The following is a 14786-nucleotide window of genomic DNA, read 5'->3' on the forward strand; positions in this document are numbered from 1 at the left end:
AAACTCAACCCAACCTACAAGACATAAAAAATCCTTAATGTAAATTAGGGATTTTTTTTGGTCATAAGCAACTGAACAAGTTTATGCAAAAAATAGCCCCCTCTTTTGTAAAGAGGGGGTTGGGGGAGATTTAAAAAATAGCAATGTACTATGTTAACGAATTACAACACCACACTACCCACCACAAAACCAAAGATAACACTTAACACAATGGCGACTGTACCGGGAATTAAAAATGGGTGGTTAAACACAAAATTACCAATCCGTGTTGAGCCTGTATCATCCATCTCGACCGCTGCGAGCAAAGTCGGATAAGTCGGCAACACAAACAACGCACTCACCGCAGGAAATGACGCAATCGCTGTCAATGGACTAACGCCCAATGCCAAGGCTGCAGGTAACAAGGCTTTGGCGGTGGCGGCTTGCGAATACAACAGCATACTGGCAAAAAAGAACGTCACTGCCAACATCCAAGGGTACTGGTCAAGCAAAGAGCTAGCAAAGGCTTTGATGGCATCCAAATGCCCACTGACAAAGGTGTCGCCCAACCATGCTACGCCCAACACACAAATACACGCACTCATCCCTGATTTAAAGGTAGGGGCGTTTAAAATATTGTTGGTGTTAAGTTTGCCAAACCATGCAATCAGCGTGGCGGCTGCCAGCATAAAGGTCATAATCGCTTCATTACGAGGCAAAGTCGGGTTTTTGATAATGCCCACTTTATCACTGATTAAGGTAGCATAAATCACCACTGCCACGATGGTAACAAGAAAAATCCATACCGATTGTTTGGCAAAAGGCTTGATTTCAACTTCCTGCTCACCACGCAATGTGACTAGCCCATCTTTTAAACGTTGTTGATACACGGGGTCATCTTTGAGTTCTTTACCCATAAAATTACATAATACTGCCGTCAACATACACGCCACAAAGGTGGTGGGAATGGCAATGGCTAATAACTCAAGGTAGCCCACGCCTTGTTTTTCTAATGCCCCACTGACAAACACCACGGCTGCCGAAATCGGCGAAGCGGTAATGGCAATTTGGGAAGCTACCACCGCAATCGATAATGGGCGTGAGGGGCGAATACCCTGCTCTTTGGCAACTTCAGCGATGACTGGCAAAGTCGAATAAGCGGTATGCCCTGTCCCTGCCAAAATTGTCATCAAGTAAGTGACCATTGGTGCAAGAAAGGTGATTTGTTTGGGGTGTTTGCGTAAGAATTTTTCGGCAACTTTCACCATATAATCCAATCCGCCTGCCATTTGCATGGCAGCGATGGCAGAAATCACCGACATGATAATCATAATCACGTCAATGGGAATGTTACCGGGTTTCATACCCAATAATAAACAAAGTACCAACACCCCCAAGCCACCTGCATAACCGATGGCGATTGAACCCAGTCTTGAGCCAATATAGATGGCAAGTAGCACGACAAATAATTGAATAATCCACATATTTTCCTCCTATCCTATTTTAAGGCTTACGCATAAGACACTAGATTCCTGCCTTCGCAGGAATGACGGAAGCATTGTAACTACTCGTCACCCCTGTGAATACAGGGGTCTAGCGTCTTTATTCAGAGAAATAAAATTATAATTTGCGTAAGTCACACTATTTTTATTTTTAGGGCTGACAAATTATAAGGTATCGTAGGTTGGTTGGAATTTAGACTATCTCCACCAACCTACAAATCCTATGTTTTCACCAATCCTAAGATAGACGATTTATGGATGATTTTTGGGTTTACCCAATGGATAGACCATATTTTCAGGCGAGATGATACGCTCAAGTTCGGCTTTATCTAGCAAGCCTTCTTCTAGGACGATATCATACACACTGCCTTTGGTTTGTAGGGCTTTGCGTGCGACATGGCTTGAGGCTTCATAGCCGATATGTGGATTAAGGGCAGTGACCAAACCAATATTGCTTAATACTTGCTCACGGCAGTGTTCAACATTCATCTCGATGCCATCAATACAACGTGTGGCAAAGGTTTCACAGATATGAGCAAGCATGGTCAAACCTGTAAATAAGTTAAACGCAATCACAGGCTCAAAAACATTGAGCTGTAGCTGTCCTGCTTCTGATGCCATGGTGATGGCATGGTCAATGCCCATGACATGAAAACAGGCTTGGTTGACTACTTCTGGAATCACAGGATTGACTTTACCGGGCATAATCGAGCTACCAGGTTGCATCTCTGGTAAGCGATATTGAGCCAACCCTGCACGAGGGCCAGACGCTTCAAGGCGGATATCATTGGCGATTTTTGATAAACGAGCCGCCAATAGACGTAAATTGCCTGACAATGCCACATACGCACTGGTATCTTGGGTGGCTTGCACCAAATCTTCAGCAGTGTGGTAAGGTTTGCTAGTTAGTTCTGCCAATGCTTTGGCACAGGCTTCTGGATAGCCGACAGGGGCGTTTAATCCTGTCCCAATCGCTGTCGCTCCCATGTTGATTTCATACAAGGATTCACGAGTACGGTTAATGCGTTGCATTTCTTTTTCAATCATGGTGGCAAACGAATTAAACTCTTGCCAAGCAGTCATCGGTACAGCATCTTGCAAATGGGTACGTCCCATTTTGAGATTATCACCCAATTGATTGGCTTTATTGCTAAAGCTGTCTTTCAATACTTGCATTTTGGCAAGTAACCGCTCGCAATAACCATCCAACGCCACATGCAAAGCGGTAGGATAAGCGTCATTGGTAGATTGTGAACAGTTGGTGTGGTTGTTGGGGTGAAGGTATTGGTATTCGCCTTTTTGGTGACCCATCAGCTCTAAGCCACGATTGGTAATCACCTCATTGGCATTCATATTGGTCGATGTACCTGCCCCACCTTGGAACATATCGACAATAAATTCGTCGTGTAATTTGCCTGCAATCAGCTCATCACAGGCTTGCACAATGGCATCTTTATGCTCGGCTTTTAGCACCCCAACTTGGTGATTGGCAATGGCAGCCGCTTTTTTAACGGTGGCAAAGGCTTCGATAAAGGTAGAAAATTGTTTGAGTCGAACCCCTGTAATCTCAAAGTTCTCATACGCCCGCAAGGTTTGAATACCGTAATACGCATCAGCGGGGACATCTTTATAACCTAATAAATCATGTTCTTGGCGAGTGGTTGTCATTGTAGTACCTCTATATTTTTGTATGAAAGTGTTACATATCAAAATGTTGCATCAAAATTAACAACATAACTAGTATACAACTGTTTTCTACCACTTTTATGACAAAATATAGTCGACTCATACAAAATTTTGGTTTGCCAAACTCACCAAAATAGCGGATAATGAATTTGTTAAATGTCCTTTTAAAACAATCAATTCACCAATAACCCATCAATTTTCCTTACCGTATCTTCCCCCAGCGTGCCTGTGGCTTTTTGCAAGTCCACATACGCATTCAAATATTCAAAATACGCATTAATCAATTCTCGTTGGCTTGCATGATATTGACGCTCGGCAAGCAAGGTATCGACCATCGACCGCACGCCCAAGTCATAACCGACTTTTGAGGCTTGGGCGACTTTGGCATTGGCTTGTACGGCAGTTTGTTGGGCGGTGATGGTGGCTTTTTGTCCCATCAGCTTGAGGTAGGCTTGACTGGTTTGAGTCATTACCGCTTGATAAGCAAAGCGTAGTCGGCTTTCATCGGCTTGAGCCTGCAATGTACCCTGCTGTAAGCCTTTGAGCGTGCGTCCGCCTGTATAAAGGGGCATTTCTAGCTCGACCCCAAGGCTATAATTCGTGCCATCCGCATTCATCGGACTGTCGTTGGTGTTATTTTGCCAACCAACATTGCCAACAAAATCCACTCTGGGGTATAGATTGGACTTCAAAAAATCCACTTGTTTATTGGCAATCGCCAGTTTGGTTTGGGCAAGTTGAATGTCAAGGTTTTGCTGTTGAGCCAGTCGTAGCCAGTCATCAATGCTTTTGCTACTCACCAATTCGCTGTTAAACGGCTGTGCCAAACTATCCAATTTATCAACCGCTTGCCCTGTCAACAGTGACAATTGTTGCTTGGCAGTGGTGATGGCGATTTCGTTATTGGCAAGCAACGCTCTGACGCTTTCTAGCCTTGCCCGTGTTTCTTCGGTATCGACCCGAGCGACCACGCCCTGCTGTAAACGGGCTTGCATCATGGCATCTTGGGCTTTGATGGCGGTGTATTCGGCATTGAGGCTGTCGGTCATCGCCTCGGCTTGCAATGCCCCAAGATAGGCTTTGATGACTTGTTCGGTCAGTTGCTGATGTTGTTGCAATAATTGCAAGTCATTGGCTTGGTCGGCAAGTTGGGCTTTCTCATAGGTTGCCCATTTGTCGGCACGCCATAGGGCTTGGCGAAAGCCGATACCGAGTTGAGCCACGCCGTTGCCTGCGTCTGGGGTTGCGTCATCACTGGGATAGAAGTGGTTACGTTTGACACTGCCCTGCAAGCCGACTTGGGGGAATAAGTCGCCTTTGGCAAAGTCGAGGTTTTTTTGGTTAGCAAGGTAGTCGTATTGTTGCCCTGCCCAGTTAGCGTTGGTGCGTTGGGCAGTTTGGTAGAGGTCAAACAAGTCCTGGGCGTGGCTCGATTGCGACAAGTATAAACTCAATGCTACGCAGACTTTGAATAAATGGGATTTTTTCATCATCAGTGTTAACAGCTCAAAATGTGATTGCTTATCATAACGAGAAATGGGTAAAAATACATGGCTTTTTTGATGGATGGGTTCATGTATAGTTCATCCGAAATTAAAATAAATAATTACTTCTTACACCATAGACAAAACCCATCAATATAAAACTTATGTTTTTAATTTCGGTAATACCAATTTTTATTATCGGCAAATTTGCCTTTGTTATCACCAAATACTTAATTTTTATTAAAAATTCATTGTCAATTCAATACTTCTTCAGTTAAAATTGTGACTTTGCTCAATGATTGCGTGATATAAAACACGCTTATGTATGGACTTGATGATAATCTTGCGAAGATTTTGAGCGACTTATCGCATCAAAAACAAATTATTGTCAGCAAATTTTCGTCTTAATCAAAATTGGTCATACCAATTTTAGTTTCAAGGAGGATTTCTATGCCCCAATGGCAACAGAACTATGACCCGATGGGCAACATTTGGCTCTCAAGTGCGGTCGCTTTAATTCCTATCATTTTTTTCTTTTTAGCTTTGGCAGTGTTCCGCCTCAAGGGTAGTGTCGCTGGTACAATTACGGTTATTTTGGCGTTATTGGTTGCCTTATTTGGCTATCAAATGCCTGCCCAAATGGCTTTCGCTTCAGCGGTGTATGGCTTTTTTTATGGCTTGTGGCCGATTGCTTGGATTATCATTGGTGCGGTATTTTTGTACAAGGTCACCGTCAAGACAGGTCAATTTGACATTATCCGCTCCAGTATTTTATCCATTACCGAAGACCAACGTTTGCAGATGTTATTGGTCGGCTTTGCGTTTGGTACGTTTCTTGAGGGGGCAGCAGGTTTTGGTGCACCTGTGGCGATTACCGCTGCCTTACTTGTGGGGCTTGGGTTTAAGCCATTATACGCAGCAGGGCTTTGTTTGATTGTCAATACCGCACCTGTGGCATTCGGTGCGATGGGGATTCCTATCATCGTGGCAGGTCAGGTATCAGGCGTGGAAACCCATGCAATTAGCCAAATGGTCGGTCGTCAGTTGCCCTTTATGGTGCCGATTGTGCTGATTTGGATTATGGCGATTATGGATGGTTGGCGTGGTGTCAAAGAAACCTTCCCTGCGATTGTGGTGGGTGGTGGCTCATTTGCGTTAGCCCAATTTTTAACGTCCAATTATGTCGGTCCAGAATTGCCAGATATTACCGCAGCGATTGCCTCTTTGGTCAGCTTGACCCTGTTGTTTAAGGTATGGCAACCCAAACATATTTTCCGTTTTGAGAATCAAACAGGTAAAAAAGCCCAGTTTGGCGGTGATACCTCAACGACCCTTGCCACTGGCTCACCTGTGTCAAACCAAAATCTGACAAAAGGGCAAATTATCAAAGCTTGGATGCCATTTGCGATTTTGACAGCCATTGTTTCGTTGTGGAGTATTAAGACATTCAAAGACCTGTTTGCCAAAGGTAAAGATGGTCATCCTGATGGTGCGTTGGTGGATATGGTGTTTAATATCAATGTGCCATTTTTGCATAATATGGTTCAAAAACTGCCCCCTGTGGTCAAAAAAGTCACCGACTATGCCGCTGTGTATAAATTTGACTGGTTTTCTGCCACAGGCACAGCGATTTTCTTGGCAGCGATTATCACCATTATCATGCTAAAAATGCGTCCAAAAGATGCAGTCGCCACGTTTGCTGAAACCTTAAAAGAGCTAAAAACCCCAATTTACTCGATTGGGATGGTATTGGCATTTGCATTTATCGCCAACTATTCTGGCTTATCGGCTACGTTGGCATTGGCGTTGGCACATACAGGCAAGGCGTTCACGTTCTTCTCACCTTTCTTGGGGTGGTTGGGTGTGTTCTTAACAGGCTCAGATACCTCTGCCAATGCGTTGTTTGCTTCATTGCAAGCCACCACCGCTCACCAAATTGGTGTATCCGATGTGTTATTGGTGGCAGCCAATACATCAGGTGGGGTAACTGGTAAAATGATTTCACCACAGTCAATTGCAATTGCTTGTGCGGCGACTGGATTGGTCGGTAAAGAATCAGATTTGTTCCGCTTTACCGTCAAACATAGTATTATCTTCACCATTATGATGGGTATTATCATTACCCTACAAGCTTATGTTGTGCCTTGGATGATTCCGATGGTGAAATAATGCGTTAATATAGTCGTTTAAATTAGAAATAAGAGCATTTTTTGTAGGGGCGTATTGCATACGCCCAACCGCTCAAAATATTATTCTTAATTTAATTCACTATACAATGGAGTGAAACGATTTTGCAAAGTGATGATGTGCAAGTACCAGAGGTCAATACAGGTTATGGTGCAAAACCAAGTATTGAGCGATTATTGGATTTTTTATACCACGCCAACCTCGCCAATGGTGATAGACTACCTGCCGAACGTAAGCTATGCGAGCAGTTGGGTATATCACGTACGGCATTACGTGAAGCGATACAACAGCTCAATACTTGGGGCATTACCCAAAGCCGTAAAGGCTCAGGCACATTTATCCTAAACCATGACAAGCTTGATATCGGCAAAGATATCAAGCAATCCAATGCCAATTTACTAACCCCAGCATGGTCAAGAAGTGTCAATAGCTTGATTGCTGATACGTTATTGCCCTTACTGGATGAAGACCCGTTATACCGTGTCGATGTGCAGGAAGCTCGTATTATCCTAGAAGGTGGGACAGCATGGTATGCCGCCATGCGAGCCACCCGTAGTGATATTGATAAAATTCACCATTATTATGACCTATTAAGCGAGCATCAAGCCCACGGTGATACCGCTCAAGCCTCTGTCGCAGACTCAAATTTTCATTTAGCCATCGCAGAAGCCTCACATAACGTGGTGCTATTACAAATGATGAAAAATGTCTTTCATCTGCTACAACACAATGTGGTATTGGCTCGGCGAAAACTGTATACCGCCACCTATGGTTTTGACACCCTACATGCCCAACATCACGCCATCCTACAGGCGATTAGCAAACACGATGCGGAACTGGCACGCATGGCAGTGGGTGACCATATTCAGTTTGTCATCGAGCAAGTCAGCCAAATTGATGCCAATGAAGCCAGATTACAGCGTTCAATGCGGTTGACACTCAACGATTCCCCCTAAATTTCCACAATTAGGACATACCCTTATGATTATTTCTTCTACCAATGATTACCGTGAAGCCGCACGCCGCCGTTTACCGCCGTTTCTATTTCATTATATTGATGGCGGTGCGTATGCCGAACACACCCTAAAACGCAATGTCGAAGATTTGTCCGAAATTGCATTACGCCAACGTGTCCTTAACGACATGTCATCGCTGGACTTATCCACCGAAATTTTTGGTGAAAAATTAAGCCTACCCATCGCCCTTTCTCCTGTTGGTTTAACAGGCATGTATGCACGCCGTGGCGAAGTACAGGCAGCCTTAGCCGCCGACAAAAAAGGCATCCCTTTCACCATGTCCACCGTGTCTGTTTGCCCTATCGAAGAAGTCGCCCCCAAACTCAGTCGCCCAATGTGGTTTCAGCTATACGTGCTAAAAGACCGTGAGTTTATGAAAAACGTGCTACAACGTGCCAAAGATGCTGGTTGTTCGACCCTTGTGTTTACAGTCGATATGCCAACACCGGGGGCAAGATACCGTGACGCTCACTCAGGCATGAGTGGCCCAAACGCTGCCTTTCGCCGTTACCTACAATCTTGCACCCACCCACATTGGGCGATGAACGTTGGGCTATTAGGTCGCCCCCATGACCTTGGTAACATCTCAAAATACCTTGGCAAAGCCATTGGTTTGGAAGACTATATCGGCTATCTTGGTGCAAATTTTGACCCTTCCATCTCTTGGAAAGACCTAGAATGGATTCGTGATTTTTGGGAAGGCCCGATGGTCATCAAAGGGATTCTTGACCCTGAAGATGCCAAAGATGCGGTACGATTTGGGGCGGATGGTATTGTGGTGTCCAATCATGGCGGTCGTCAATTGGATGGGGTGCTATCAACCGCCAAAGCCCTTCCCTATATCGCCGATGCGGTCAAAGGGGATATCAAAATTTTGGTCGACTCAGGGATTCGTAGCGGTCTTGATGTCGTGCGTATGATTGCGATGGGAGCAGATTTATGTATGCTGGGTCGTGCGTTTGTGTATGCACTGGCGGCCGATGGTGAAGCAGGCGTGGCGAATTTATTGGATTTGATGGAAAAGGAAATGCGTGTTGCCATGACCTTGACCAGTGTCAATCGTATTGACCAAATTAATCGTGATTGCCTTGTTGACTATCAAGTTTAATAAGTACCTAAACAAAATTATCTTATAACATTCAATATCGTAGGGTGGGTTAGCGAAGCGTAACCCACGGAAAATTAGATTATAATTTAAATTTGTTCAGCTACTTAACGTTAAAAATCGAAAAATTGTCTTTTAAGACTTACGCAAAAATGCTATTTGTAGGTTGGGTGGAAGAATGACACCCAACATAGACCATTCAGATTGTTGGGTATCGCAAGCTCTACCCAACCTACGATTTGGTTAAATGCGTAAGTCCTATCTTTAATATTCAAATGAGAATGTAACATTGTTCTGTTGCGTAATCGGTTAGAGTATGTGCTTACCATACCTTTTAACGGTAAAAAAATCAGTGGTTAGATGATAAAATTGTGTTAGTATAAAATTTATAAAAATAAGTTTAATATTTGAGTGGTATTACCATGTCAAAACTCAATGATAAAATCTATGCAAAGCTTGTCGAGGTTGGCAAAAACAATAAAGCGACTGGTAGGCGATGGCATAGGTTTAGTAAATTTGAAATGGTAATTTTCACCGTTTTAATTACAGCATTATTTACCAAAGAAATTTATACAAACTATACTGGCTATCAAAAAGTATTTGGTAACTTTGATAAATCCACTAAAGTAATTGAAATGAACGATGAAAAACGTATTGAGTTTTATCCTAAACCATTAGTATTTGGCAATGAAAGATACTTTGCAAAATATGGTGTGAGCAATGATTCGATACGCTTGCGTTTTGATGGGGTTGCAGGGTTTTTGACAGGCAATGTTGATATTCCTGCCAAAGCGATTGTCGGTTGCTCGCAACAGTCTTATGGCAAAAATGGGCGAACAACCGTTTTGATTTTAAACAATCAACAATACGGCTTTTCCATTGCTGATTCTACTTATCTCAAAGATTGGTGTTTTGCAAATCATTTACCTGTTTTTAACAGTCAAGAAATTACTGATTGGCGACAAAACAACAAGCCGTTACCCAACCCCAAAACGATTGAAAACCGACTTGCCAACAAAGCCAATTACGAAAATACCCTCAATCAATTTTGCCGTTAAATAAATTTGCCCCATATCTCAAAATATCCTATGTAAATACTCAGGTTTTTGTTAAGATAACCCAATAAAGACTCGGGGTGCTAACACGTTATTTTTAAAATTTAGCTGAGAAATACCCGTCGAACCTGATATGACTAACATCATCGTAGGGAAGTCGTCCGCTTGCTAAGTTCTTGTATTCACGACAAAAACTGCCTGCCACGCCCGAGTCCATCCATTAAACCGAAAAGGACTCACCATGACCCAACCCACCAACTCCGACATTCCTAACCCAAAACCGCAAACTCCTGCCGACCGTGACCCCACAGACGCACGCTACGAGCAAGAGGCTCAAGACCTCACTCGCATTTTACCTGCCTCAAAAAAAGTCTATATTCAAGGCTCACGCCCAGACATCCAAGTTCCCATGCGTGAAATCACCTTGACCGACACGCCAGTGGGGGGCTTCGGTAAAGCGGAAGGTGAACACAACCCCCCATTTTATGTGTATGACACTTCTGGCGTTTATACCGACCCCAATGTCAATATTGACCTTACCAAAGGCTTGCCAAAACTGCGTGAAAACTGGATTGCCGAGCGTGGCGATACCGAAAAACTTGCCAAACTCTCCAGCCAATACGGCATTGAACGTGCCAATGACATCGCCACCGCCAATTTACGTTTTGGGCATATCGACAAGCCAAGACGAGCGTTAAGTGGCAAGAACGTCACCCAAATGCACTACGCCAAACAAGGCATTATCACCCCAGAAATGGAATATATCGCCATTCGTGAAACCCAACGCCAACACGAACTCACCGATATGCGTCAGCACGAGGGCATGAATTTTGGGGCAAATACGCCCAAGCTGATTACCCCAGAATTTGTGCGAGCGGAAGTCGCCAGTGGGCGAGCGATTATTCCCAATAACATCAATCACCCAGAATCCGAGCCGATGATTATTGGGCGTAATTTCTTGGTGAAAATCAATGCCAATATCGGTAACTCTGCCCTTGGCTCAAGCATTGACGAAGAAGTCGCCAAGATGACATGGGCAACACGTTGGGGGGCGGATACCATCATGGACTTGTCCACAGGCAAGCATATCCATGAAACCCGTGAATGGATTATCCGCAATTCGCCTGTGCCGATTGGTACTGTGCCAATTTATCAAGCGTTAGAAAAAGTCGGTGGCGTGGCGGAAGATTTGACTTGGGAGCTGTTTGCCGATACCTTGATTGAGCAAGCCGAGCAAGGCGTGGACTACTTTACCATTCACGCTGGCGTGCTACTGCGTTATGTCCCTGTGACCGCCAACCGCTTGACAGGCATTGTGTCACGAGGCGGTTCGATTATGGCTCAATGGTGTTTGGCTCACCATAAAGAAAACTTCCTTTACACCCATTTTGAGGACATTTGCGACATTATGAAAGCCTATGATGTGGCGTTTAGCCTTGGTGACGGCTTGCGTCCAGGTTGTATTCAAGATGCTAACGATGACGCTCAATTTGGCGAGCTCAAAACCTTGGGCGAGCTGACCCAAGTTGCTTGGAAACATGACGTACAGGTGATGATTGAAGGGCCGGGGCATGTCGCCATGAACCGCATCAAAGAAAATATGGACTTACAGCTCGATGTCTGTAAAGAAGCACCTTTTTACACCCTCGGGCCTTTGACCACAGATATCGCCCCCGGATATGACCACATTACCAGTGCCATTGGGGCGGCGATGATTGGTTGGTACGGTACAGCAATGCTGTGCTACGTAACACCAAAAGAACATCTAGGCTTACCAAATAAAAAAGACGTCAAAGACGGTATCATCACCTACAAAATCGCTGCCCACGCCGCCGACCTTGCCAAAGGGCATCCATCGGCACAAGCAAGGGACAATGCCTTATCCAAGGCTCGCTTTGAATTCCGTTGGGAAGACCAATTTAACTTGGCACTCGACCCAGATACGGCACGAGAGTTCCACGATGAAACCTTGCCAAAAGATGCTCACAAATCCGCTCACTTCTGCTCAATGTGTGGCCCAAAATTCTGCTCCATGAAAATCACCCAAAACGTGCGTGAATACGCTCAAGGCTTAGGATATGCCAAAGATGAAAACGCTTTGGAAGTCACACCCAATACAGGCGATTTGGCAGACGATAGCCATTTGATTAAACAAGTGGATACCGAGCTAGTTGGCAAAGTGGGCGAAGCGGATTTTGATACCGTGCGTGACGGTATGGAACAAATGAAGCAAAAATTCCATGATACAGGCAAAGAACTGTATAAAACCGTTTAATTTTGATAAAAGGGCGTATTGATTACGCCCTATTTGAAAGGTTATTGAAAATAAAAGGGTGTAGCCATTACGCCCTTTTTCTAATTCCCTCGAAACACAAAATACACCGCCCCCATTAAACACAGCCCTGCCCAAAGATAATCCAATTTAATCGGCTCTTTTAGGTATAGCACCGCAAACGGCACAAACACACACAGGGTAATCACCTCTTGCATAATTTTTAGCTGACCCACATTCAGCACCGTATGCCCAATGCGGTTTGCAGGCACTTGAAGCAAATACTCAAACAACGCAATGCCCCAACTTACCAAGGCGGCAATTATCCAAGATTGATTGCTAAAATTTTTGAGATGACCATACCACGCAAAAGTCATAAAAATATTGCTACAAATCAGTAGCCCGACCGTGATAAAAATTGGATTGATATTCATAAATCACCCATGCAACACTTTATAAATGGTATTTGCCATCACCTTACCAATGCCATTGACCTGTTCAATCTCATCTTGAGAAGCCCCTAGCAGTTGTTGCAAACCCCCAAAATGATTGAGCAAATCACGACGACGCTTTTCCCCCAACCCATGAATTGCCTCAAGTACCGAACCGCCTCGGCGTTTGTCCCGTTTTTTGCGATGGGCAGTAATCGCAAAACGGTGAGCCTCATCACGAATGTGCATAATTAAATGCAATGCCTTGCTATCGGATGGCAAATCTAGCGGTTCATGGTTGATAAAATGCAACACTTCAAGCCCTGCCTTACGCCCCTCACCTTTTGCCACCCCAACAAGCAAAGTTTGCTCCAAAATACCAAGTTCGGTCAACACCTCTTTTGCCATATTAAGTTGACCTTTACCGCCATCAATCAGCAATAAATCTGGCAAAGCGTGCTTGCTGTAGCGTCTGGTCAACACCTGTTTCATCGCCCCATAATCATCACCGCCTGTGATACCGTGAATGGCGTACTGGCGATAATCTCGCTTACGCAATCCGCCACTGTCCGCCACCACACAACTGGCAATGGTCGCCTCTCCCATGGTATGCGAAATGTCAAAACACTCGATACGGTCAAGGGTTTTACCATGTAACACATTCGCCAACACACCGTGCAACGCCCCAAAACGTGATTTTACCTCCAAATAATCACCCAATTTGGTTTGCAACGCATTATTGGCATTCATCTCGGTCAAAGTCAGCCATTCGGCACGCTGTTCACGCACGCTGGTTTTAAGTATCACTTTTTTGCCAAAAGTTTCGCTTAAAGCCTCAGTAATAGCTGTTTTATCAGTTAAATCATGGCTTAAAATAATCTCATCGGGCAAATCATCACTAACTTGAAAATAAAATGACGTGACAAATTCGGATAAATTATCACTCAAACTATTATCACTGTTCACATCAGGAAAATAACTATTGCCACCCAATACCTGCCCATTTCGTACATTCATCACATGAACGCACGTAATCCCTGCTTGACTGGCAATAGCAATAATGTCAGCTTCGCCCTTCACCGTATAAACCGCCTGTTTGGCTTGCACCTCTCGAAGCATGGCAAGCTGGTCACGGTACATCACGGCTTGCTCAAAATCAAGGTCACTGGCGGATTGTTCCATCTTCTGCACCAACGTAGCTTGCAACTCAGTGGCTTCCCCCTTCAAAAACCGAATAGTATTATTCACATCTTCGGCATATTCCTCTGGCGACACCAACCCCACACAAGGGGCTTTACAGCGTTTGATTTGGTACTCAAGACAAGGGCGTTTACGTTGAGCAAAAAACGGATTAGCACATTGACGCACCATAAACATTTTTTGCATGATTAATAAAGTTTGTTTGGCAGAATGTGCTGAAGGAAAAGGTCCAAAAAATTTTCCTTTTTGGTGCTGTCCTTTACCACGCCCATACGCCAGCCGTGGGTAGGGCTTATCCGCAGAAATAAACACATACAAATAAGATTTATCATCACGCAACAGCACGTTATAGGGTGGGCGGTGTAGCTTAATCAGATTTTGCTCAAGCAATAACGCTTCAGTTTCTGAACGAGTGATAATAGTATCAATATTATCAATCCGTTGCACCAATGCCCGAGTTTTGGGATGGTCGATGGTCTTGGCAAAATAGCTATTCACACGACTTTTGAGCGACTTCGCCTTACCCACATAAATAATCTCACCCTTTTTATCCAGCATTTTATACACCCCTGGTAAATTAGGCAGGCGTTTAAGCAAATGCTCAAGACGAGTTTTACGGTCGCTAGCATTAGGGTTGTTAGATGAATCACTAAGGCTAAAATCTATGGTAGATAAATCAACGGTAGGAATTTGGTTATTGGGCATTTTTATTTTACTGGATTGGGATTTTCACTCTATATTAAGCTCATATAAGCCAATTTCAACACCAATAATCAATTAATCAGCAAAAGCAAAAACCCCCACTCGACTGAGTGGGGGTTTACTTAAGAGGGTGTTGACGATGACCTACTCTCACATGGGCGAACCAC

Annotated in this window: 10 protein-coding genes and 1 riboswitch; of the genes, 5 read left to right on the forward strand and 5 right to left on the reverse strand. The window is 44.2% G+C overall.

The window, feature by feature from the left end; translation table 11 throughout:
• Nucleotides 1–161 precede the first annotated feature (161 nt).
• The 3 genes from ACK1U4_RS05630 to ACK1U4_RS05640 form a co-directional block, all read right to left on the reverse strand.
• Complete coding sequence (locus ACK1U4_RS05630) at nucleotides 162–1463, reverse strand: anaerobic C4-dicarboxylate transporter (RefSeq protein WP_419400996.1); 1302 nt, start codon at nucleotides 1461–1463, stop codon at nucleotides 162–164.
• A gap of 270 nt (nucleotides 1464–1733) precedes the next feature.
• Complete coding sequence (gene aspA / locus ACK1U4_RS05635; RefSeq protein ID WP_419400997.1) at nucleotides 1734–3149, reverse strand: aspartate ammonia-lyase; 1416 nt, start codon at nucleotides 3147–3149, stop codon at nucleotides 1734–1736.
• A 191-nt stretch (nucleotides 3150–3340) separates the two neighbouring features.
• Nucleotides 3341–4660 (reverse strand): TolC family protein, encoded by a 1320-nt coding sequence (locus ACK1U4_RS05640; protein ID WP_419400998.1) that lies wholly within the window; start codon nucleotides 4658–4660, stop codon nucleotides 3341–3343.
• A gap of 441 nt (nucleotides 4661–5101) precedes the next feature.
• Between ACK1U4_RS05640 and lldP the strand changes: the two genes are divergently transcribed.
• The 5 genes from lldP (at nucleotide 5102) to thiC (ending at nucleotide 12289) form a co-directional block, all read left to right on the forward strand.
• Nucleotides 5102–6820 (forward strand): L-lactate permease, encoded by a 1719-nt coding sequence (gene lldP, locus ACK1U4_RS05645; protein WP_419400999.1) that lies wholly within the window; start codon nucleotides 5102–5104, stop codon nucleotides 6818–6820.
• Between the two features lie 182 nt (nucleotides 6821–7002).
• Nucleotides 7003–7794, forward strand: coding sequence for an FCD domain-containing protein (locus ACK1U4_RS05650; RefSeq protein ID WP_419401007.1), 792 nt, complete (start codon nucleotides 7003–7005; stop codon nucleotides 7792–7794).
• 25 nt (nucleotides 7795–7819) lie between these two features.
• Nucleotides 7820–8962, forward strand: coding sequence for an FMN-dependent L-lactate dehydrogenase LldD (gene lldD / locus ACK1U4_RS05655; protein ID WP_419401000.1), 1143 nt, complete (start codon nucleotides 7820–7822; stop codon nucleotides 8960–8962).
• Between the two features lie 419 nt (nucleotides 8963–9381).
• On the forward strand, nucleotides 9382–10017 hold the full coding sequence (locus tag ACK1U4_RS05660) for a hypothetical protein (protein ID WP_419401001.1): 636 nt from the start codon (nucleotides 9382–9384) through the stop codon (nucleotides 10015–10017).
• Between the two features lie 63 nt (nucleotides 10018–10080).
• Nucleotides 10081–10186, forward strand: a riboswitch (TPP riboswitch).
• Nucleotides 10187–10255: 69 nt separating this feature from the next.
• On the forward strand, nucleotides 10256–12289 hold the full coding sequence (gene thiC, locus ACK1U4_RS05665) for a phosphomethylpyrimidine synthase ThiC (protein ID WP_419401002.1): 2034 nt from the start codon (nucleotides 10256–10258) through the stop codon (nucleotides 12287–12289).
• A gap of 80 nt (nucleotides 12290–12369) precedes the next feature.
• Here thiC and ACK1U4_RS05670 read toward each other — a convergent pair whose 3' ends face one another.
• On the reverse strand, nucleotides 12370–12720 hold the full coding sequence (locus tag ACK1U4_RS05670) for a DMT family protein (protein ID WP_419401003.1): 351 nt from the start codon (nucleotides 12718–12720) through the stop codon (nucleotides 12370–12372).
• A 3-nt stretch (nucleotides 12721–12723) separates the two neighbouring features.
• On the reverse strand, nucleotides 12724–14622 hold the full coding sequence (uvrC, locus tag ACK1U4_RS05675) for an excinuclease ABC subunit UvrC (protein ID WP_419401004.1): 1899 nt from the start codon (nucleotides 14620–14622) through the stop codon (nucleotides 12724–12726).
• Between the last annotated feature and the right edge of the window lie 164 nt (nucleotides 14623–14786).

This window comes from Moraxella sp. TY6 (genome assembly GCF_048551375.1).
GTDB lineage: Bacteria > Pseudomonadota > Gammaproteobacteria > Pseudomonadales > Moraxellaceae > Faucicola.